The sequence below is a fragment of the Bradyrhizobium sp. i1.15.2 genome (genome assembly GCF_040548425.1).
GTDB lineage: Bacteria > Pseudomonadota > Alphaproteobacteria > Rhizobiales > Xanthobacteraceae > Bradyrhizobium > Bradyrhizobium canariense.
Genome location: NZ_JBEPRQ010000001.1, coordinates 627,323 through 648,570, shown reverse-complemented (window position 1 = coordinate 648,570; position 21,248 = coordinate 627,323). Strand labels below are relative to the sequence as shown.

General features: G+C 63.4%; 16 protein-coding genes. 9 read left to right on the top strand and 7 right to left on the bottom strand.

Annotated features, from left to right (window positions below; translation table 11 throughout):
• Positions 1-15: 15 nt before the first annotated feature.
• The 4 genes from ABIB80_RS03055 to ABIB80_RS03040 form a co-directional block, all read right to left on the bottom strand.
• The gene (locus ABIB80_RS03055) at positions 16-2,883 is read right to left on the bottom strand and encodes a PAS-domain containing protein (protein ID WP_007598099.1); all 2,868 of its coding nucleotides are present in this window, start codon (positions 2,881-2,883) and stop codon (positions 16-18) included.
• 228 nt (positions 2,884-3,111) lie between these two features.
• Entirely contained in the window at positions 3,112-3,987 is an 876-nt protein-coding gene (locus tag ABIB80_RS03050; protein ID WP_088941075.1) for a GNAT family N-acetyltransferase, read from the bottom strand.
• A gap of 37 nt (positions 3,988-4,024) precedes the next feature.
• Positions 4,025-5,005: an amino acid--[acyl-carrier-protein] ligase gene (locus tag ABIB80_RS03045; protein ID WP_007598089.1), complete on the bottom strand. Its 981-nt coding sequence runs from the start codon at positions 5,003-5,005 to the stop codon at positions 4,025-4,027.
• A 64-nt stretch (positions 5,006-5,069) separates the two neighbouring features.
• Positions 5,070-6,287 carry an acyl-CoA dehydrogenase family protein gene (locus ABIB80_RS03040; protein ID WP_007598088.1) on the bottom strand — a complete coding sequence of 406 codons (1,218 nt, stop codon included), beginning with the start codon at positions 6,285-6,287 and terminating at the stop codon, positions 5,070-5,072.
• A gap of 355 nt (positions 6,288-6,642) precedes the next feature.
• On the opposite strand from ABIB80_RS03040, the gene ABIB80_RS03035 reads away from it, so the two are divergent.
• The 3 genes from ABIB80_RS03035 to mtnA all read left to right on the top strand — a co-directional run bounded on the left by ABIB80_RS03035 (position 6,643) and on the right by mtnA (position 9,043).
• Positions 6,643-6,915: a phosphopantetheine-binding protein gene (locus tag ABIB80_RS03035; protein ID WP_007598087.1), complete on the top strand. Its 273-nt coding sequence runs from the start codon at positions 6,643-6,645 to the stop codon at positions 6,913-6,915.
• A gap of 124 nt (positions 6,916-7,039) precedes the next feature.
• Entirely contained in the window at positions 7,040-7,915 is an 876-nt protein-coding gene (locus ABIB80_RS03030) for an S-methyl-5'-thioadenosine phosphorylase (protein ID WP_007598086.1), read from the top strand.
• A gap of 18 nt (positions 7,916-7,933) precedes the next feature.
• Entirely contained in the window at positions 7,934-9,043 is a 1,110-nt protein-coding gene (gene mtnA, locus ABIB80_RS03025; RefSeq protein WP_007598085.1) for an S-methyl-5-thioribose-1-phosphate isomerase, read from the top strand.
• A gap of 109 nt (positions 9,044-9,152) precedes the next feature.
• On the opposite strand, the gene ABIB80_RS03020 is transcribed toward mtnA, so the two are convergent.
• Positions 9,153-9,788, bottom strand: coding sequence for an HAD-IA family hydrolase (locus tag ABIB80_RS03020; RefSeq protein WP_007598084.1), 636 nt, complete (start codon positions 9,786-9,788; stop codon positions 9,153-9,155).
• A 111-nt stretch (positions 9,789-9,899) separates the two neighbouring features.
• Here ABIB80_RS03020 and ABIB80_RS03015 point away from each other — a divergent pair, with 111 nt between their 5' ends.
• The gene (locus ABIB80_RS03015) at positions 9,900-10,658 is read left to right on the top strand and encodes a S1 family peptidase (RefSeq protein ID WP_007598083.1); all 759 of its coding nucleotides are present in this window, start codon (positions 9,900-9,902) and stop codon (positions 10,656-10,658) included.
• 125 nt (positions 10,659-10,783) lie between these two features.
• On the top strand, positions 10,784-12,286 hold the full coding sequence (locus ABIB80_RS03010; RefSeq protein ID WP_007598082.1) for a flavin-containing monooxygenase: 1,503 nt from the start codon (positions 10,784-10,786) through the stop codon (positions 12,284-12,286).
• Between the two features lie 185 nt (positions 12,287-12,471).
• Here the strand turns inward: ABIB80_RS03010 and ABIB80_RS03005 are convergent, their stop codons facing one another.
• Together ABIB80_RS03005 and ABIB80_RS03000 are read right to left on the bottom strand one after the other, a co-directional pair.
• Positions 12,472-13,401, bottom strand: a complete 930-nt coding sequence (locus ABIB80_RS03005) for a response regulator (RefSeq protein ID WP_007598081.1) — start codon at positions 13,399-13,401, stop codon at positions 12,472-12,474.
• A complete protein-coding gene (locus tag ABIB80_RS03000; RefSeq protein ID WP_007598080.1) occupies positions 13,385-16,756 on the bottom strand; it encodes a hybrid sensor histidine kinase/response regulator in 3,372 nt (1,123 codons plus the stop codon). Before ABIB80_RS03000 ends, ABIB80_RS03005 begins: the two co-directional genes overlap by 17 nt.
• Before the next feature lie 166 nt (positions 16,757-16,922).
• On the opposite strand from ABIB80_RS03000, the gene urtA reads away from it, so the two are divergent.
• From urtA to urtD, 4 genes are all read left to right on the top strand, one after another.
• Complete coding sequence (gene urtA, locus ABIB80_RS02995) at positions 16,923-18,182, top strand: urea ABC transporter substrate-binding protein (RefSeq protein WP_354127074.1); 1,260 nt, start codon at positions 16,923-16,925, stop codon at positions 18,180-18,182.
• A 148-nt stretch (positions 18,183-18,330) separates the two neighbouring features.
• Entirely contained in the window at positions 18,331-19,257 is a 927-nt protein-coding gene (gene urtB / locus ABIB80_RS02990) for an urea ABC transporter permease subunit UrtB (protein ID WP_007598078.1), read from the top strand.
• A 17-nt stretch (positions 19,258-19,274) separates the two neighbouring features.
• Positions 19,275-20,414 (top strand): urea ABC transporter permease subunit UrtC, encoded by a 1,140-nt coding sequence (urtC, locus tag ABIB80_RS02985; protein WP_007598077.1) that lies wholly within the window; start codon positions 19,275-19,277, stop codon positions 20,412-20,414.
• A 10-nt stretch (positions 20,415-20,424) separates the two neighbouring features.
• On the top strand, positions 20,425-21,180 hold the full coding sequence (gene urtD / locus ABIB80_RS02980; RefSeq protein WP_007598075.1) for an urea ABC transporter ATP-binding protein UrtD: 756 nt from the start codon (positions 20,425-20,427) through the stop codon (positions 21,178-21,180).
• Positions 21,181-21,248 lie beyond the last annotated feature (68 nt).

Sequence of the window (21,248 nt, the reverse complement as noted above, 5' to 3'; positions counted from 1 at the left end):
GTCTGAGCCCGATCCCTACGCCACGCGCCGAACGGTGTTCAGGCGCTCGATGACTCGCACGACCTCCGCGGCCGGGGAGGGCTTGCCGAAATAATATCCCTGAACGGCGGTGCAGCCGCATTCGCGGACGAAGTCGAGTTGTTCAATCGTCTCGACACCCTCCGCCGTGGTCTCGACGTTGAGCACCGAGCCGAGGCTGGCGATGGTGCGGACGATCGCCATACTCTCGGGGCTTTCGCTGAGCGTGCCGACGAAGGAGCGGTCGATCTTGATGCGATCGAACGGAAACTTGCGCAAATAGCTCAGCGAAGAATAGCCGATGCCGAAATCGTCCAGGCTGACGCGCACGCCCAACGCGCGCAGCTGGTGCAGGATCTCGATCGTCGCCTCGCTGTCGTCGAGCAGCGCCGTCTCGGTGACCTCGAGCTCGAGCCGATGCGGCGGCAGGCCGGCCTCCGCAAGCGCGCTCGTGACCATTGCCACCAGCCCGCGCGAGCGGAACTGAACCGGCGACAGGTTCACCGCGACGGTGAGATCGGGCCAGGTCGCTGCGGTCGCGCAGGCCGTGCGCAGCACCCATTCGCCGATCGGAACGATCAGCCCGTTCTCTTCCGCGATCGGAATGAATTCGGCCGGCGAGACGAGGCCGCGCGAAGGATGTTTCCAGCGCAGCAGCGCCTCGAAGCCGGTAAGTTCGGTGGTGTCGAGCCGCACCTGCGGCTGGAATGCGAGGTGGAATTCACGGGCCTCCAGCGCGCCGCGCAGATCGTGCTCGAGCGCGTGCCGGCTGCGAGCCTCTTTCTCCATTTCGGGCTCGAACAGCTGATAGGCGCCGCGCCCTTTGGCCTTGGCCTGGTACAGCGCGAGGTCGGCGCATTTCATCAGCTCGTCGGCGTCGAGCCCATGATCGGGCGCGATTGCGATGCCGACCGAGACGCCGACATGCATCGACTGGTGCTCCAGCGGCGGCGGGTGACCGATGATCTCCACCAGGCGGCGTGCGAGCCTTTCCGCCGATTGCGGCTGCGGTCCGCGCTGGAGAACCGCGAACTCGTCGCCACCGAGCCGCGCGACGGTGTCGTGCTCGCCGACATTCTCCTGCAGCTGCGCCGCGACCCACCGCAACAGCCGGTCGCCGGCCGCGTGGCCGAGGCGGTCGTTGACGGTCTTGAAATTGTCGAGGTCGAAGCACAGCACGGCCATCGCGCCGCCGGCGATCGCGACCTGGTTCAGCCCCTCGCCCATCTTCTCGCGGAACAGCGTGCGATTGGGCAGGTCGGTGAGCGAATCGTGCCGCGCCATGTGCGCCACGCGGGCCTGGGCCTTGTGGCGTTCGGTGACGTCCTCATAGGTGACGACCCAGCCGCCATGCTCCATTCGCTTGTGATTGAGCTTGATGATGCGGCCGTCGCCCAAATAGCGGTGCAGCGTGTGCTCGCCCTCGCGCAGCCTCTCGACATAGTCGGCATAGAGCCGCGCGGCGGTGGTCTTTGGATGGATGCCGAGCTCGCAGCTGTGCTCCATGATCTCGCGCATGGACACACCCGGCTTCACCAATTCGGGGGACAGTCCATACATCTCGATGTAGCGCCGGTTGCAGACGATGACGCGCAAGCTCGAATCGAGCATGCACAGGCCCTGGCTCATGTTGTTCAGGGCCGCGTCGAAGCGTCGATACTGTTCGCTCAACTCCTCGACTGCGTGCTCGCGTTCGGTGATGTCCTCGTAGGTGGACACAAAACCACCTTCGGCCAGGGCGCAATAGCGCACCGAGATCGTAGTGTCGTTCGACATCCGCCGGCGTATCGGCGAGGAGTTGCGGTCTGCAATCCTTGCGCTGGCGGCTTCCAGGAGTTGTTGCGGACTATACTCGGACGAGAACGCGCCGTTTGCCATCGAGCGTTCGATCAGTTCGCCGAGATGCGTGCCTGGCTTGGCTTCCTCCGGCGACAGCCGATAGATCTTTCGGTAGGTGGTGTTGCAGACGCGCAGGCGCATGTCGCTGTCGTAGAAGGCGAGTCCGTGCGCCATGTTCTCCAGCGCCGCATCGAGCATGAAGTTCTGCTGCCTCAGCATCTCCTCGTATTGCAGCCGCTCGGTGACGTCTTCGTGCACCGTCACCCAGCCGCCGTCGGGCAGAAAACGGGAAACCACCTGCACCATCCGTCCGTCATAGCGCATCACCAGCAGGGTTTTCGTCGTCCTGGTGCGCACGTCCTCCAGCCTGGTGTCGTGGAATTCGTCGGCCGACATCCCCGGCAGGTTGCCGCGCGAAAGCCAATGATCGATGGTCGCGCCGTGCGTGACGCCCGGCTTCACGATGTCCGCGTCGAGATTGTAGAGCTTCAGGAAACGTTCGTTGCAGACGACGACACGGCTGTCGGCGTCGTACATGATCAGCCCGTGCGACATGTTGGCGAGCGCGTGCTGGCTGCGCTCAGTCTGCACGCGCAGCTCCGCCTCGACCCGGGCGAGGCGGCTGACGTCGTCGCATATCGTCATCCAGCCGCCGCCGGGAAACGGCTTCAGCTCGAGCGCCATGACGAGGCCGCTTGCAAGCGTCTGTTCAGTCCGGAACGGCTGGCCGGTTGCGATCCGCGCCATGCGCGCGGCATAAAGTGTGTCGACTTCGTCTGCGGGGATATTGCCAAGGGCCACGCTGTGGGCGAGCACGTCGCGGTAGGTCGTGCCGACCCGCACGATGTCGGCCGACATGTTGAACAGCGCAAGGTAGCGCTGATTGACCAGCACGATCCGGTTGCCGGCATCGTAGACGCAGACGCCTTGCTCCATGTGGTCGAGCGCAAGCTGGCTCAGCCCGACCAGGGCCTTCGGGCCTTGCTCGCGGCGTGCATCAAGCTCGTTGTTGCGCATCGACGTCATGGGGCGGCGGGGTCTCGGCGGGCAATAGACCTAACGCAAGGTAATTCGGTCGCCGAGGCTAGCGAAGAGGCGGGAAAATTCCCTTAAGCGCCGTAGTTTACGGAGGGTGACCAGCATCGCAGTGATGCGTGCGAATGTGGAGGGGCGTGCAGGCACGCGTCGCGCCGGTCGACCTGCGCAATTGCGCGTTAGGCCCTAATGACATCGAATGTCTGGCCCAAACGGCGCCTACGGCCCGTACAGCACGAGTTCCGTATCCGTGAGGTCGGCGAGCTGCGGCCGGTGTGGGCCTTTGAAATATTTGCGGCCGCGACGCTCGGTATAGATGCCGACGAGGCCGGGAACCGGGCCGTTGGAATCGACGGCGACCGCGATCTTGCCGAGCCGCAGCAGCAGCCGACCGATGCGGCCCGCGCATTCGGTGTATTCGGCCGCGTTGCGGCAGTAGATCAGCTTCATCGCGGGTGGCGCAATGATGCCACGGCGGATGCGCACCGGTTGCAGGATGAAGGGGAACGCTCCTTTCGGCGTGCGGCAGACGAGGCTGAGGCAATTGTAGCGCGCATGCCGCGTCAAGAGATCGGTCTCGGCATCGGAAAGCCCGTCGATCGTCTTGGCGTGCTGCGAGATGACCTCGATCTTGCTCCAGCGTGGGACGCGCGCCAGCGCAGGGACGGAAAAGAATATGCCGCGGCAATAGGCGCGAAAGCCCTGCGTCTCGATGATCGGCCAGGTCCAGGGCGCCGGGCTGATGTTGAGATAGGTGACGTCCTTGTGACGTTGCGCGATCTTGGTCAGGAGCGGGGCGTAATTGCGGTAGGCCGGGTCGACGTACCAGCTCGACAAATTGCACTGGATGGCGGTCTCGTCGCCGTCCCTTCGCGCCGTATAGATCAGCAACAGCACGCCGACCGGCGTACCATCATTGTCGAGCATGTAGCCGAAGCGCGGGTAGCCGTCCGGTACGGGTCGGAAGGCTTGCCGGCGCAGGCCCTGGATCCAGTAGCTGCGCGAGCGGCCGACGAAGCCGCGCGTCAGCAAGTCCGCGACCGCATCGACGTCGGCCTCGGTGATCTCGCGGCATCGGACCTTGGTATGGATCACGCTCGTCTTTCCCGTGGAAATGACCGGCCTCGTTCCGTTAGCGCCAGCCTTCGCCGTGGGCATCGGCCGCGATCTGCGGCTGCAGGCCCATGATCTCCCGCACCTTGGCGGGCCAGGCGGAAGGGTCGGTGCCGTGCGTGTGGAACATGGCGACAGCCAGGCGGTCCATGCCGAAAGCGACGCAGCCGGTGTGGGCCGGCTCGCCATTGGCGTCCTGGATGTCCCAGGTCGTGCCGAAATGCTCACGGTGATAATTGAAGCTCATGCAGGCGGTCGGCTGCTCTTCCGAGCGCAGCGGGATCAGCAGTTCGAACTTGAGCTGCTGCTGCTTCTGGCTCACCGCCTTCATCTGACCGACGCGGCCGAAGAACGGATCGCTCGCGTAATCGACGCGGAAGGTGAGACCGAGATCGGTCGCAATCGCCTGCGCCCGCACCATCCAGCGCTCGCGGAAATCGGCGACGTCATCGGGGCTGCCGATGCAGACATATTCCCGCATCCGGAACGATTGCAGCCGGTCGAGATGTTTTGACGGTTCACGGCGGAAGCAGTCGGCGGCGACGTCGAAGCGCAGGCCACCCTTCGGCAACTGGCCGCGGCTCGCCGCGATCGGATAGACGGGATAGCAGGCCGCCGGCGACAGCACGAGGTCTGCCGGCGAGAGCGAGCTGGTCCAGTCGCCGCCGGCATCGAAGCGGCTGACCGCGGCGTTGATCTCGCGCTCGGTGCCGTGCAGGCCGCAGACGCAACCGAGCAGGTTCGGAAAGCTCTTGAGGTAGCCGGATCTTTCCAGCTGAGACCGGCTCATCACCGGCGGGAAGCGCATCACCTCAGTGCCGGCCTCGCGATGGCTCGTGATCAGCGCGGCGAGCTTTTCGACGATGCCTTCATAAAGCGCGGTCCGGGCATAGACGCCGTCAGAGCCCATGGGGTGGAACAGCTTCTCGGCGAGATGGTCCAGCGGATCCGCGATCTGCGGCGCGGTCTCAGGCGAGTTGGGGAGAACAGCAATGTTCATGTTCGGCTTCCTGCTATCTGAAATTATTCTTATTGAACGAAGGCACGTCGGTCTCGAAAGCTCGTCAGTCCCGAAGGCCTGTCGGCACGCCGCTCATCAGGGTCGACGTCGCGGCATTGGCCAGAATGCGGTCGTTGTTGATCATGATCGGCGACGACAGCACGTCGCGCAGGTGGCGGCCCATGGTGAACTCACCGTCGTTGCGGTAGCCGGATAGTCCTGCGGTGCGCATCGCATGCATCACGGTCTCGACCGCGAGCTCGGAGGCCTGCACCTTCAGAAGCGTGATCGAAGACTGGAAGTCGAGCGAGCCGAGCGCGCGTTCGTCGTGCTCGGCGCGAGCAAAGGAGTCGATATTGGCCGATATCAGCGCCCGCAGTTTGGCCAGCGACATCTTGGCGGCGGTGAAATGCGCGGCTGCCGGGGGCATCTGTCCGCCCGAGGTGCGGGCCGCCTTGCGGACGAAGGCCTGCGCACGGGTAACGGCGGCTGCAGCGATACCAGCCCAGGCCGAGGACCAGCACAGATGTGCGAACGGCGTCATGGTCTGGGCGTGGATCTTGTCGTAGGATTCCGGGAAGACGCGGTCGGTCGGGCAGTCGACCTTCAGCTCGAAGCCGGTCGAGCAGGTGCCGCGCATGCCGAGCGTTTCCCAGCCCAGCGTCCGCTTCAGCGAATAATCGTCCCTGGCGAGCGCCAGCAGCACCTGGTCGGATGCAGAAGCGTCGGTGGCGCGGCGGGCGATGGTCACGAGGCCGTCGGCCTCGGCGCCGTAGGAGATCACGGTGGCGTCGCGCAGCAGCGAGACAGTGTCGCCGGCGACGTCGACGGCGGCGGCGCTAGCGCGGATGTTGCCGCCGTTCTGGCCTTCGGTGGTGGAGGAGGCGAGCAGCCACTGGTCGCGCGCGACCCGGCGCATCATGGTTTCCATCCAGGGAATGCCGTGACCGTGCCTGACGACGCAGGCGACCTTTGTCGTGTGCATCGCGTAGATCATCGCCGTGGAGGCGCAGGCGCGTCCGAGCGTGTAGCAGACGTCGGTGAGGTCGTGGATCGAGGCACCGAAGCCGCCGAACTCGACCGGGATCATGACGCCGAGCAGCTTCTGCTCACGCGCAACCTCGAAAGCCTTGTGGGGGAAGCGGGCATCGCGATCGACCCCGTCTGCGTCGGCAGCCGCCACGGTGGCGGTCCGGGCGGCGCGCTCAATGAGGGAGGGACCCTGCTCGAGAAAGCTCGTCTGCGTCTCGTCGACAGTGAGGACTGCTTCACGCACGTTCATACTCGTCCGCCTCCGGTTTGCCGTTCAGGATCGCCGGCATCATTCGCGATGCCGCAAGCGATCCTCCGACCATCTTTGCTTATGAGATGAGGCTACGGATTTAATTCAAATTCGTCGATGAAATAGAGGGTAAACAAAGGCCAATTCCGAACGAACAGTTAAGTTCGGGTTGTTTGCATCGCCCGGATTTCCGCGGTCGCGTTAGGGATCTGTAAGAAGCCGGAATTCCAGACAATCTGAGTCATCGTTTACTAAGAAACGCGAAGTAATGGTGGCGTCCATTGCGGGATCGGCCCGCCGTGCCCATCGTAGCCGGCAACCGGTCCGACCTTTGTCGACAGATGGGAATTTACCGATGCAGGCTTTCGATACCGAGTTGCGCAATCGCATCATCAAGCTGGTGAAGGGCATCCTCGCCCAGAACTCGCTCTCCGCTGAGGTCGCGCCGCAGGCCAAGCTCGTCGACGTCGGCCTGACCTCGATGGACATGGTCAATCTGATGCTCGGCGTCGAAGCCGAGTTCGACTTCACGATTCCGCAGTCCGAGATCACACCGGAGAACTTCCAGTCCGTCGAGACGCTGGAGCGCATGGTCGCGACCCAGCTGCAGTCGGCGGCCGCGGCATAATCAGGAGTGCTGGCGCGCATCCTCCTGACGGCACTTCCTGATCCCATCCCCCGTTCCAAAACCGATGTAAAACTGGCATAGCTTCCTCTCGGGATTGCGATGGCGCAAACGGGGTGGAGCAGGCATGGCGCAGGCGGTATTGGGCATCATCGGCGGCTCCGGCATCTACGATCTGCCGGGGCTGGAGGACGCTCGCGAAGAGGTGATCAGGAGCCCCTGGGGCGAGCCGTCGGCGCCCCTGCGGCGCGGCTCCATTGCCGGCCTGCCGATCGTGTTCCTGCCGCGCCACGACAAGGGCCACCGGCTGTCGCCGTCCGATATCAATTATCGCGCCAATATCGACATCCTCAAGCGCGCCGGCGTCACCGACCTGATCTCGCTGTCGGCCTGCGGCTCGTTCAGGGAGGAGCTGCCGCCGGGAACCTTCGTTCTCGTCGACCAGTTCGTCGATCGTACCCACAAGCGCGAGAGCTCGTTCTTCGGGAGGGGATGCGTCGCGCATGTGTCGATGGCGCACCCGGTCTCGCCGCGGCTGCGCATCCATCTTGCCACGGCGGCCGAAGCCGAGGGCATCGCGTTTGCGCGAGGCGGCACCTATGTCTGCATGGAGGGGCCGCAATTCTCGACCTATGCGGAAAGCATGACCTACAAGACGCTGGGCTATTCCGTGATCGGCATGACCAACATGCCCGAGGCGAAACTCGCGCGTGAGGCCGAGCTTTGCTACGCCACCGTTGCGATGGTGACGGATTTCGATTGCTGGCATCCCGATCACGACGCCGTCACCGTGCAGGACATCATCCGCGTTCTGAGCTCGAACGCCGACAAGGCAAAAGCGCTGGTGGCGCGGCTGGCGAAAGACTTCCCGCGCGAGCATGAGCCGTGCCCGATCGGCTCGGACCGCGCGCTCGATACCGCGCTGATCACCGCGCCCGAGGCGCGCGATCCCGAGCTCTTGAAGAAGCTCGATGCGGTGGCCGGGCGCATCCTGCGGACGTGATACGAAAGGCAGAATGCCATGAAAGTCGACGGCAAGCATTTCCGCAGCATCTGGCGTGAGCGCGACGGCTGGTCGGTCGGCGCGATCGACCAGCGCCGGCTGCCGCATGAGTTCATCGTTGCGAAGCTGACCTCATGCGAGGACGCGGCCCTCGCCATCCGCGACATGCTGGTGCGCGGTGCGCCACTGATCGGCGCGACCGCAGCTTACGGCATGGCGCTGGCGATGCGCGAGGATGCTTCCGACGCCGGGCTGAAGCGCGCCTACGACACGCTCGTGGTGGCGCGGCCGACGGCGATCAATCTTAAATGGGCCCTGGACGAGATGCGCGCGAGCCTCGCGCCGATCGATCCGCTGGAGCGCGCCGAAGCTGCCTATGCGCGCGCCGACGAGATCGCCGAGCAGGACGTCGAGATCAACCGCGGCATCGCCGGCAACGGCCTGAAACTCATCGAGGCGATCGTCGCAAGGAAGAAGCCGGGCGAGACCGTCAATGTGCTGACCCATTGCAACGCCGGCTGGCTTGCGACGGTCGATTGGGGCACGGCGACGGCGCCGATCTATCTGGCGCATGAGCGCGGCATCAAGGTCCATGTCTGGGTCGACGAGACGCGTCCGCGCAACCAGGGCGCCTCGCTCACGGCCTGGGAGCTCGGCCATCACGGCGTGGCGCATACGGTGATTCCCGACAACACCGGCGGGCATCTGATGCAGCACGGCATGGTCGATCTCGCCATCGTCGGCACCGATCGCGTTGCCGCCAATGGCGACGTCTGCAACAAGATCGGCACATATTTGAAGGCGCTCGCCGCGCACGACAACAACGTGCCGTTCTATGTCGCGCTGCCGTCGCCGACGATCGACTTCGCCGTCGATGACGGCATCCGCGACATCCCGATCGAGCAGCGCAGCGGCACGGAAGTCACCGACATGACCGGCCGCACTGCGGACGGAAGACTTGAGACCGTGCGCATCGTGCCGGAGGGCTCGCCGGTCGCGAATTATGCCTTCGACGTCACCCCGGCGCGGCTCGTCACCGGCCTCATCACCGAGCGCGGCGTGCTGAAAGCCGATCGCGCGTCACTTGCCGCGGCGTTTCCGGAGCGGATCGCAGCCGCGGCGGAGTAGCGTTCGTAGGGTGGGGCAAAGGCGCATCGCGCCGTGCCCACCATATTCATTCCGGGCCGCGCGAGCTTTGGTGGGCACGCTTCGCTTTGCCCACCCTACGGTTCACCGCCTAGCTCAGCTTCAATCCCGTCGCGGCCTCGAGCTCAGCGATCGCCTGGGCGCCGCTGGTGACCTTGATCGTCGTCATGCCCATCTCGCGGGCCGGCTTCAGATTGACGCCGAGATCGTCGAGATAGACGCAATTCTTCGGATCGACCTTCAGCGCCTCGACCATCAGCTGATAAATGCGCGGGTCGGGCTTGCGCAGGCCGATCTTGGCGGACTCGATCACATGATCAAACAGCACCATCACCTCGGCGACATAGAGTGAGCGCCCGGTCATGCTGCCGATCGCATTGGCCGGCAGATTGTTGGTAATGCAGCCGGTCTTGAATTGCGCCTTGATGCGCTTCAGCGCTTCGACCATCTCGGGGCGCAGATCCCCCTGAAGCAGCGGGAGCACATCGCGGCCGCGCACCTCTGCGCCGAGCGCCAGCGATTCCGTCGCGAACAAATGATCGAACGTGTCGATGTCGACCTCGGCGCGCTCGAACTTGGCCCATGCATTTTCCAGATGATTGGCGGCGTTGGTGCGCCGGATGATGTCGATGGGCAGGCCACGCTCTGTCTCGAACCGCGTGAACGCCTCAAACGGCGAACTCGTCAGCACGCCGCCAAAATCAAAGATCACAGCCTCGATCGTCAAGATCCCGCCCTCGTCAATTCCTTTCCAAGAGCGCTAGCATGCGCTATCGGCAAGGGCCAGTCCGAAGCCATCCCACCGCCGTCAGCGATGCCGATACCAAAGCGTGTTCCCATGAAAAAGCTTGTAACCATCATCGCAACCGCGCTGCTGCTCGCCACGCCCGCTTATGCCATCGTTGGCGGCGGTACGCCGCAGGCCGATGGCGTCGCGCGCGCCGTCGTCACGATCGTCGGCTCGCGCGGTAATTTCTGTACCGGCACCCTGGTTGCGCCAAAGCTGGTGCTCACCGTTGCCCACTGCGTGCAGCCCGGCGCGGACTACAAGATCGTCGATCGCGGCACCGACGGGCAGCCGCAGCTGCTGAATGTCCGCACCGTCGCGATCCATCCGAATTTCAACATGCAGGCGATGCAAGCGCATCGCGCTACCGCCGACCTGGCGCTTCTGCAATTGGAAATTCCACTCAAGGGAAAATCGACGGTGCCGGTCGGTGCGCCGAATATTCCGATCCAGGTCGGCAGCCGCTTCGTCATCGCCGGTATTGGCGTCACCGTGCGTGGCGACGGCAAGAGTGGCGGCGCGACGCGTGTTGCCGGCCTCGTCGCGACGGGGCAGCCCGGCACGCTCCAGATCAGGCTGGTCGACCCCGTAACCAACGGTGTTCGCGACGGAATTGGGGCTTGCACCGGTGATTCCGGCGGTCCCGTGTTCGAGGACAAGCCGACCGGAGCCGTGCTCGTCGGCGTCATCAGTTGGTCCACGGGGCCGAACGGAGCCGCCGGCTGCGGCGGGCTGACCGGCGTCACGCCGCTCACGCTCTATCGCGACTGGATCTTGCAGACCGCGCGGATCTGGGGTGCGGCGCTGTGATTTGACCGCGCCCTGATCTATGTCATCTTGAAGCGGAAGCGCGATGGGCAACCACGTCCGTCGCGGAGGAAACGCGCCGCCCAATCAAGGGCGGGCACAAAAACAAGCAAGGCATAGAAGCAACAATGAATGTCGCTGTTCGCAGTCACGCCACGGCCAAACAAGCTTCTGAACATTTCGACGTGCTGATCGTCGGTGCCGGTATCTCGGGTATCGGTAGCGCCTATCACATGACCAAGCAGCTTCCGGGTGCGAGCTTCGTCATCCTGGAAACGCAGGCGACGTTCGGCGGCACATGGACCACGCACCGCTATCCCGGAATTCGTTCGGACAGCGACCTCCACACCTTCGGTTATAGCTTCAAGCCCTGGGTCGGGCCGCCGATCGCGACCGCCGACGAAATCCTCGCCTACATGAAGGAGGTGATCGACGAAAACGATATCGCGCGGCATATCCGCTACAAGCACAAGATCAATTCGGCGAGCTGGTCGAGCGAACAGAACCTCTGGACCATCGCGGCGGTGACGATCGACACCGGCGAGCCGAAAACTTTCACGGCGAACTTCCTCTGGATGTGCCAAGGCTATTACCGCCATTCGGAAGGCTATACGCCGGAATGGAAGGGCACGGATCGCTTCAAGGGCCGAATCGTTCATCCGCAGACCTGGCCCGATGATATCGACCTCGCGAACAAGAAGGTCGTCGTGATCGGCTCCGGCGCGACGGCGGCGACGCTGGTGCCGAATATCGTCGACAAATGCGCGCATGTCACAATGCTGCAGCGGTCGCCCACCTATTTCCGTCTCGGGCGCAACGCCATCGAGATCGCGGAGGAGCTGCGCCGGCTTCAGATCGACGAGGCCTGGATCCACGAGATCGTCCGCCGCAAGATCCTGTTCGAGCAGGACGCGTTCACCAAGCTTTGCTTGTCAAAACCCGAGCAGGTGAAGCAAGAGCTGATCGGGCAGATCAGCGCGGTGCTCGGTCCGGAGTACGATGTCGACACACATTTCACGCCGAGCTACCGGCCCTGGCGGCAGCGCATCGCCTTCGTGCCCGATGCCGATCTGTTCAAGGGCATCGCCAGCGGCAAGGCGTCTGTCGTCACCGACGAGATCGAATGTTTCGTCGAGAACGGTATCCAGCTCAAATCCGGCAAGCTGCTGGAAGCTGACATCATCGTCACCGCGACCGGCTTCAATCTCGCGGCGCTCGGCGACATCGCCTTCGAGATCGACGGCAAGCCGCTCGCTTTCGGCGACACCGTCACCTATCGCGGCATGATGTTCACGGGCGTGCCGAACATGGTCTGGGTGTTCGGCTATTTCCGCGCCAGCTGGACGCTGCGCGTCGACCTCGTCGCCGACTTCGTCTGCCGCCTGCTCGGTCACATGAAGTCCAAAGGCAAGAAGAAGGTCGAGGTCAAGTTGCGCGCCGAAGACCACAACATGCCGATCCTGCCCTGGATCGATCCGGAAAACTTCAACCCCGGCTACATGATGCGCAACATGGACCTGCTGCCCAAGCGCGGCGACAAACCGGAATGGCAGCACAGCCAGGATTACTGGACCGAAAAGGACGAGATCCCGAAGACGGATCTGGATGGCGGGGAGTTCGTGTACGGGTGAGGCGCGGCAGGCGACGCTACAAACTTCTCCGTCGTCCTGGCGAAAGCCAGGACCATCACCCCAGGGAGAAGTTGCGGCGCGAGCTTGTCATCAAGAGTCTTCGCCATACGACGTACCGTGGTAATGGGTCCTGGATCGGCGCTCCGCTTCGCTGCGCTTGTCCAGGACGACGGCGGTGGGGGGGGTCAGGAATTCCTTCTTGTTGCATTCGTTGCAATCGCCGCAGCCGCAGTCCGGTTCTCGACCCCAAGCTTGGAGTAGATCTGCTCGAGATGCTTGTCGACCGTGCGCGGGCTCAAGCCCAAGATCTGCGCGATGTCGCGGTTGGTCTTGCCCTTGCTGAGCCAGGCCAGCACCTCGCCTTCGCGGGTGGTGAGGCCAAGCTCGCTGGTGAATTCGGGTGGCGGCGCGGTGCCGGACTCCCTGGACAGCCGCAGCAGGAACTCGTTCGGCGCGGTCTCGCCCATGTAGTACAACCGGAGTTGAGGATTGTCGGGCAGGGACGCGGCCTGAGACTTCGAGCTGCCCTTGCCCTTGGCCTGCTCCAGCCATTGCAGCAATGATACCGGCAGGACGAAATCGTCGTCGGCCTGCGCGCCGTGGTGGTCCGCCAGCAGCTTCTGCGCCTGCGGGGTCGCCCACAATAATTTGCCCTGGCGGTTGACCGCGAACAGGAATCGGCCCGAGACGTCGAGCGCAGCGCGTGCGCTTTGCGTCAGCCGCGCATTGCCGAGATGAACGCGGATGCGCGCCAGCATCTCCTCGATCACGATCGGCTTCGTCACGTAGTCGACGCCGCCGGCCTCCAGCCCGCGCACGATGTGCTCGGTCTCGGCGAGCCCCGTCATGAAGATCACCGGGACATTGGCAAGGCCCGCATCACGCTTGAGGCGGCGGCAGGTCTCGAACCCGTCCATGCCCGGCATCACCGCGTCGAGCAGCACGATGTCAGGCGTGATCTGGTCGACGATGCGCATCGCGGCCGCGCCGTCGAGCGCCACCATCACCGTCATCCCGGCGCTGTCGAGCGCGTCGGTGAGCAGCCGCAGCGTCTCCGGGGAGTCGTCGACAACGAGCGCGACGTCGCGCTTTTTCGACTCAGTGCTCATACGCATGCAACGTCTTCAATGTGGCCATGTACTGGTCGAGATCGAAGCGGTCGATCAGCGACCGCATTTCCGCGACGAAGTCGGCATGTTCAGGGTGCTCGCTGCCGATCTCGTCCAGCTTCAACTGGATAGCCTTGACGTAGCCGATCTGACCAAGCCCGATCAGCGCCTCGATGTGTTGGACAGGCGGCCGCGAGCCGCTTTCGGGCCGCCACAGCGGCACGGCGATCTCCTCCGAGCCGTATTGCCATTCGATCTTCAGAAGCTGGCGGATGCTTTCCAAAAGCTTGGGAATGTCGATCGGCTTCATCAGATAACCGTCGTGGAAAGGCTGTGCCAGCGGTGTGCCGTGGGCCTCGAGCGCGCTGGCCGACACCATCAGGATCCGCGCCTGATGGTGGCCGCTGGCGCGTAGCGTCTCCGCGACCGTCCAGCCATCCATGCCAGGCATGGAGATGTCGAGCAGGAACAGATCGGGCCGGCAGTGCTGGGCCAGTGCCAGGCAACCAGGTCCGTCGGGCGCGCTGAGCAGGATGAAGCCGAGTGGTGTCAACACCTCGCGCAGGAGGTCGCGATGCACGGGATCGTCGTCGGTAATGAGGATGGTCTTGCGCGTGCCGTGATAGCCGGAGATCGGGGCCTCCACCGGCGCAATGCGCTGCGGATTGGTGACTTCCGAGAGCAGCATCTTGACCTTGAACGTGCTGCCGCTGCCGACCGTGCTCAAGACCTTGATGTCGCCGCCCATGACGCCGGCGAGCAGCCGGCTGATGGTCAAGCCCAGTCCGGTGCCGGTCTGTGGCTGCGAGACACCGAGCGCGCCGCGCTCGAACGGTGCGAAGATGCGTTCGAGATCGTCGCCCTGGATGCCGGGGCCGGTGTCGATCACCTCGAACTCCGCGACCGGGCTGCGATAGTGCACCACGAACTGCACACTGCCGGTCTGGGTGAATTTGATCGCGTTGGACAGCAGATTGATCAGCACCTGGCGCAGCCGCTTTTCGTCGGCATAGACCACGATCGGTAAATGCGCCGGACGCCTGAACACGAAGTCGATGCTCTTGGCGGCGGCCTGAAGGCGGAACATGCCGACGAGCTGGTCGAGGAATTCGGTCAAGCGCACCTCGTCGCGCGACAGGTACAGCCGCCCCGCCTCGATCTTGGAGATGTCCAGAATGCCGTCGATCAGGCCGGAGAGGTGATCGGCGCTGCGGCGGACGACGCGGACCTGGTCGCGCGGCTTGGTGTTGAGCGTGGTGTCCTGCTCCAGGAGTTGGGCATAGCCGCTGATCGCATTGAGCGGCGAGCGCAGCTCGTGGCTCAGGCCCACCACGTAGCGGCTCTTGGCGAGGTTGGCGGATTCGGCGATTTCCTTGGCGCGCTGGAGCTCTGCGTCGGTGCGCTTGTGGGCATCGATCTCCTGGATCAGCAGCGTGGTCTGGCGCCGGGTCTCGGCCTCGGCGGCCCGTCGGCTCTGCTGCGCCAGCACGAACAGCCAAGCCACGACCCCGATGATGATGCTGAGCGAGAAGAACACCTTCCAGAGCACGTTGGAGACGAGCATGTTCTCGCCTGGCACGCTGACCGAGGTCTGGAGGTAGATCAGCCCCAGCACCAGCGCGACGAGGCCCGCGGAGACCACGAACACACCGATGTAGTGGCCGAACTGCGAATTGATCCGCTGATAGATCGACTGCGGCAGGATCCTGGCGAGCGCGTCGGCGAACTGCACCTGCGCCCGCGCATGCGGTTTGCACAAATCATGGCAGCGCGCGTCGAGCGAGCAGCATAGCGAGCAGATCGGGCCGGCATAGGCAGGACAGGAGGTCATGTCCTCCGGCTCGAAATGGTGCTCGCAGATGCAGCACTGGATCGATTCGATATTGGCCCAGCTCCTCTTCGGCTTGCGCGCGATGTAGTATTTACCGTCAGTGAGCCAGGCGATGACGGGCGCGGTGACGAAGGCGACCGTCAGCGCGACGAAGGCCGCGAGCGCTTTCATGGTCGAGCCGAACAGGCCGTAGAATGCCGCGATCGAGACGATGGTCGCGATCGTCATCGCGCCGACGCCGACCGGGTTAATGTCGTAGAGATGGGCGCGCTTGAACTCCATCTGCGGTGGGCGCAGGCCGAGCGGCTTGTTGACCACGAGATCGGACACCAGCGCCCCGACCCAGGCGATCGCGACATTGGAGTAGAGCGCGAGCGTCTGCTCCAAGGCCTTGTAGACGCCGATCTCCATCAGCAGCAGCGCCACCATCACGTTGAACACCAGCCAGACGACCCGGCCGGGATGGCTATGTGTCAGACGCGAGAAGAAGTTCGACCAGGCGATCGAGCCTGCATAGGCGTTGGTGACGTTGATCTTGAGCTGCGACAGGATCACGAACGCGCCGGTGAGTGCCAGGGCCATGTCCGGCTGCGACAGCACGTAGCGAAACGCTTCGAGATACATGTGCGCCGGCTCGGCCGCCAGCTCGCTGGAGAGACCGTGGCTCAGCGCGAAGAAGGCGAGAAACGAGCCCAGCAGCAATTTCAGCGCGCCGAAGATGATCCAGCCGGGGCCCGCGATCAGCAGGGCGGCCCACCACGACGTTCGCGAGGTGCGGCGGTCGCGCGGCAGGAACCTGAGGAAGTCGACCTGCTCGCCGATCTGGGCCACCAGCGAAAACACCACGGAAGATGCGACACCGAACAGCAGCAGATCGAAATGTCCGCTGGGGTCGCCGTGCTCGCCGGCGAATTTCCGCCACTCCGTGAATGAGTAAGGATTGGCCCAGGCGATCGCCGCGAAGGGCAGGATGTGCAGGATGATCCAGATCGGCTGCGTCCAGAGCTGGAAGCGGCTGATCAGCGTGATGCCGTAGGTGACAAGCGGGATGATTGCGACGGCGCTGATGAGATAGCCGATCGGGCGCGGAATGCCGAAGCACATCTCGAGCGCCGTGGCCAGGATCACCGCTTCGATCGCGAAGAAGATGAAGGTGAAGGAGGCGTAGATGAGCGAGGTGACGGTCGAGCCGATATAACCAAAGCCGGCGCCGCGGGTGAGCAGGTCAATGTCGATGCCGCATTTGGCGGCATAATAGGCAATCGGAACGCCGCAGCAGAAGATGATGGCGGAGACGACGAGGATCGCGGCGGTGGCGTTGGTAACACCGTAGTTCAGGGTGATGGTGCCGCCGATCGCCTCCAGAGCGAGAAAGGAGATGGCGCCCAGTGCGGTGTTGGCGACGCGGGCGGCGGACCACCGGCGCGCGCTCTTGGCGGTGAAGCGCAGCGCGTAGTCTTCCAGCGTCTGGTTGGCGACCCATTGGTTGTACTGGCGCCTGACGCGATCTATCCGCTGCCGCCCTGCCACTTAACCCCCACTCCCGAACTCCCGCATCCCTCGCAAAACCTGTACCAAAAGCCTACGTCGTCATTTTGCGGTGCAGTATACGCGATCTTGCGTATGCTTGCAGTGCACAAATTCGAGCCATCCTCACGGCACCAATCGCGTGTCCTCGAACAACAGTGGGGTGCTCATGTCAGACGAAGCGAACAAGGGCCTGTTATCGCCGCTCCGGCGCAAATTATTGATGGGAATGGCGGCCGTGCCGGCCATCACCCTGCTACCGCGAGCATCTTTTGCGCAGGCCCCGGCGACCTCGGCGGTCAATACCACGGGTGTCGCGGTCACCGACACCGAGGTGACGGTCGGCATCCTGCATTCGGCGACCGGCACCATGGCGATCTCCGAGACCGGCTCGATCGAAGCCGAAAAGCTCGCCATCGAGCAGATCAACGCCATGGGCGGCGTGCTCGGGCGCAAGATCAAGTTCATCCAGGAAGACGGCGCCAGCGATTGGCCGACCTTTGCCGAAAAGGCCAAGAAATTGCTGGTCAACGACAAGGTCGCGGCGATCATGGGCTGCTGGACCTCGGCGTCCCGCAAGGCCGTGCTGCCGGTCATGGAGCAGTACAACGGCATGCTCTATTACCCGACCTTCTATGAAGGTCTCGAGCAGTCCAAGAACGTGATCTACACCGGCCAGGAAGCCACTCAGCAGATCCTCGCCGGCCTGAATTGGATCGCCAAGGAGAAGGGTGCGAAGTCGTTCTTCTTCATCGGCTCCGACTACATCTGGCCGCGCACCTCGAACAAGATCGCGCGCAAGCATGTCGAGAACGTGCTGAAGGGCAAGGTTGTCGGCGAAGAGTATTATCCGCTCGGCAATACCCAATTCAATTCGGTCATCAACAAGATCAAGCTGACCAAGCCCGACGTGATCTTCACCGACGTTGTCGGCGGCTCGAACGTCGCGTTCTACAAGCAGCTCAAGGCCGCCGGCATCGACCTCTCCAAGCAGGCGCTGCTGACGATCTCGGTGACGGAAGACGAGATCGACGGCATCGGCGGCGAGAACATCGCGGGCGCCTATGCCTGCATGAAGTACTTCCAGTCGCTCGACAATCCCAACAACAAGACCTTCGTCCCGGCGTTCAAGAAGATGTGGGGCGAGAAGACCGTGATCGGAGACGTCACCCAGGCTGCCTATCTCGGCCCGTGGCTGTGGAAGTTGACAGTGGAGAAGGCGGGCTCCTTCGACATCGACAAGATCGCGGCGGCGTCGCCAGGCATCGAGTTCAAGGGCGCTCCGGAAGGCTATGTGCGCATCCACGAAAATCATCACCTCTGGTCGAAGACCCGGGTGGGGCGCGCCAAGCTCGATGGCCAGTTCGAGCTGATCTACGAGACCGCCGATCTGGTCGAGCCGGATCCGTTCCCCAAGGGTTACCAGTAAGACCAGAGCTACCAGTCAGTCACGGCGTTCGCCGCCGTTTCCCTCTCAGGCAAACCCTCTCCCTGGCGTGGACCGCAAATCCACGCCCAAGACCCCCGCGTCGCGAACCTGCTCGCGACGCGGGACCCTTTCCCGACGGAGGACATCGATGTTCGGCGACTACTCGCTTGGTGACCTTGGCTCCATCTTCGTCATGCAGGGCTTTGCAGGACTGATCCTGTTCTCCGTCTACGTCCTGATGGCGCTCGGTCTTGCGATCATCTTCGGCCAGATGGGCGTCATCAACATGGCCCATGGCGAGTTCATGATCCTTGGGGCCTACGTCACCTGGATGACCTCGAGTTTCTTCCAATCCTATTTGCCGAGCCTGTTCAGCGGCTACTTCTTCCTCGCGATGATCCTGGCCTTTATCGCATCCGGTGCGTTGGGGATGCTGGTGGAATGGGTGCTGATACGGCATCTCTACAAGCGCCCGCTCGACACGCTGCTTGCGACCTGGGGCCTCAGCCTGATCCTGCAACAGGCCTATCGCTCCGTGTTCGGCGCGCGCGAGGTCGGCGTCGAGCTGCCGCAATGGATGCTTGGCTCGCTGCACGTAACCGACAGCATCGAAGTGCCGATCAACGGCGTCTTCGTGATGTGCCTCACCGTCCTGATCACCGTCGGTGTTGCCTACGTGATGTACAAATCGCGCTGGGGTCGGCAGGTGCGCGCCGTCGTGCAGAACCGCATCATGGCCGGTGCCGTCGGCATCAACACCGAAAAGGTGGATCGCTACACTTTCGGCCTCGGTTGCGGCATTGCCGGTGTCGCCGGGAGCGCCTTCACCATGATCGGCTCGACCGGGCCGACCTCCGGACAGCTTTACATCGTCGATACGTTCCTGGTGGTCGTGTTCGGCGGCGCGGCAAGCCTGCTCGGCACCATCGCATCGGCCTTCTCGATCTCGCAGACCCAATCCACCCTCGAGTTCTTCCTGTCGGGCTCGATGGCCAAGGTGCTGACGCTGCTTGCCGTTGTCGGAATCCTGATGCTGCGGCCGCAGGGTCTCTTCGCCCTCAAGGTCCGCAAATAACAAGAAGCAGGCAAGTCATGGTCATCAACTCACGCTTCTTCAATCGATCCGAGCTCATGGGCTTCCTCGTGCTGGCCGTTGTGCTGTTCGTGATCCTGCCGCTCTCGCTGGATGTGTTCCGTCTCAACCTCGTCGCAAAATATCTGACCTACGCCTTCGTCGCGCTCGGTCTCGTGCTGTGCTGGGGCTACGGCGGCATTCTCAGTCTGGGGCAAGGCGTGTTCTTCGGCCTCGGCGGCTATTGCATGGCGATGTTCCTCAAGCTGGAGGCCTCCAGCGTCGAGAATACCAAGATCCAGTCGACGCCAGGCATCCCGGACTTCATGGACTGGAATCAGATCACGTCACTGCCACTGTTCTGGCAACCGTTTCACAGTCTCACCTTCACCATCCTCGCCATCATCCTGGTCCCCGGCATCTTCGCGCTGATCATCGGCACTGCGATGTTCAAGCGCCGCGTCGGCGGCACCTACTTTGCCATCATCACCCAGGCGGTGGCGGCCATCCTCACCATCCTGATCGTGGGCCAGCAGGGCTACACCGGCGGCATCAACGGCATGACCGACCTGCGCACCCTCAAGGGTTGGGACATAAGGCCCGACCACGCCAAGGTCATCCTGTACTTCGTCGAAGTGGTGCTGCTGTTCGCCTGCATCGGCATCGCGCAGTTCATACGCCTGACCAAGCTCGGCCGCATCCTGGTGGCGATGCGCGAACAGGAGGACCGCGTCCGCTTCTCCGGCTACAGCGTCGCCAACTTCAAGATCTTTGCGTTCTGCATGGCCGCGGTCTTCGCCGCGATCGGCGGGGCCATGTTCGCACTCAATGTCGGTTTCATGTCCCCGTCCTTTGTCGGCATCGTGCCGTCGATCGAGATGGTGATCTACACCGCGGTCGGCGGACGGATGTCGATCTTCGGCGCGATATGGGGAGCCATTCTGGTGAATTTCGCCAAGACCAGCCTGTCGGAGTCCTTCCCGCAACTCTGGCTGTTCGGTCTCGGCGCGCTGTTCATCGCCGTCGTGCTCGCTTTCCCGAACGGCCTGTCGGGGCTCTGGGCCGACTATGTGCAGCCGCGCATCGACCGCCTGTTCACCTCGCGCAAGAAGCCGGGCTGGAGCGACAATTCGGTTGCCGATGGCGCACCGGCAGAGTGAGGAGACCATCATGCTTGTTGGACATCAGCCGAAGGAATTCCTGCTCGCGGTCTCCGGACTGACCGTTTCCTTCGACGGCTTCAAGGCCGTCAACGATCTCTCGTTTTACGTCGAGGAGAACGAGATCCGCGTCATCATCGGCCCCAACGGGGCCGGCAAAACGACGGTGCTCGACCTGATCTGCGGCAAGACCAAAGCGACCGAAGGCTCGATCCAGTTTCGCGGCACCGAGCTGACCAAGCTCAAGGAGAACGAGATCGTCAAGGCCGGCGTCGGCCGCAAGTTCCAGACGCCGTCGGTGTTCGAAGACCTCACCGTGTTCGAGAATCTCGAGATTTCGTTTCCGCGCGGCCGCACCGTGTTCGGCTCGCTCACCTTCCAGCGCGACCAGCCGGTGAAGTCACGCGTCGCGGAGGTCGCCGAGATGATCTTCCTCAAGGACAAGCTCAACACCTATGCCTCTGAGCTCAGCCATGGCCAGAAGCAATGGCTCGAGATCGGCATGCTGCTGATCCAGGACCCGGACCTGCTGATGCTGGACGAACCCGTCGCCGGCATGAGCGTGTCCGAGCGCGCCAAGACCGCCGAGCTGCTCAACCGCATCATCAAGAACCGCTCGGTGCTGGTGATCGAGCACGACATGAAGTTCGTCGAGGACATCGCGCACAAGGTCACCGTGCTTCACCAGGGCCAGATCCTCTCGGAAGGGACCATGGATAAGGTGAAGAACGACCCCAAGGTCATTGAAGTCTATCTGGGGCACTGAGATATGACGAATTCGGGCCAGTCTGTTGCGGCAATGACAGTGCACCTCTCCCCCTGTGGGAGAGGTCG

Bases quoted from the DNA above. Each gene is read 5' to 3' on its own strand.
- urtA (WP_354127074.1), top strand. From the start codon at position 16,923: ATGTCAGACGAAGCGAACAAGGGCCTGTTATCGCCGCTCCGGCGCAAA.
- urtC (WP_007598077.1), top strand. From the start codon at position 19,275: ATGGTCATCAACTCACGCTTCTTCAATCGATCCGAGCTCATGGGCTTC.
- ABIB80_RS03055 (WP_007598099.1), bottom strand. From the start codon at position 2,883: ATGACGTCGATGCGCAACAACGAGCTTGATGCACGCCGCGAGCAAGGC.
- urtD (WP_007598075.1), top strand. From the start codon at position 20,425: ATGCTTGTTGGACATCAGCCGAAGGAATTCCTGCTCGCGGTCTCCGGA.
- ABIB80_RS03005 (WP_007598081.1), bottom strand. From the start codon at position 13,401: ATGCGTATGAGCACTGAGTCGAAAAAGCGCGACGTCGCGCTCGTTGTC.
- ABIB80_RS03045 (WP_007598089.1), bottom strand. From the start codon at position 5,005: ATGAACATTGCTGTTCTCCCCAACTCGCCTGAGACCGCGCCGCAGATC.
- ABIB80_RS03015 (WP_007598083.1), top strand. From the start codon at position 9,900: ATGAAAAAGCTTGTAACCATCATCGCAACCGCGCTGCTGCTCGCCACG.
- ABIB80_RS03035 (WP_007598087.1), top strand. From the start codon at position 6,643: ATGCAGGCTTTCGATACCGAGTTGCGCAATCGCATCATCAAGCTGGTG.
- mtnA (WP_007598085.1), top strand. From the start codon at position 7,934: ATGAAAGTCGACGGCAAGCATTTCCGCAGCATCTGGCGTGAGCGCGAC.
- ABIB80_RS03010 (WP_007598082.1), top strand. From the start codon at position 10,784: ATGAATGTCGCTGTTCGCAGTCACGCCACGGCCAAACAAGCTTCTGAA.
- urtB (WP_007598078.1), top strand. From the start codon at position 18,331: ATGTTCGGCGACTACTCGCTTGGTGACCTTGGCTCCATCTTCGTCATG.
- ABIB80_RS03040 (WP_007598088.1), bottom strand. From the start codon at position 6,287: ATGAACGTGCGTGAAGCAGTCCTCACTGTCGACGAGACGCAGACGAGC.
- ABIB80_RS03030 (WP_007598086.1), top strand. From the start codon at position 7,040: ATGGCGCAGGCGGTATTGGGCATCATCGGCGGCTCCGGCATCTACGAT.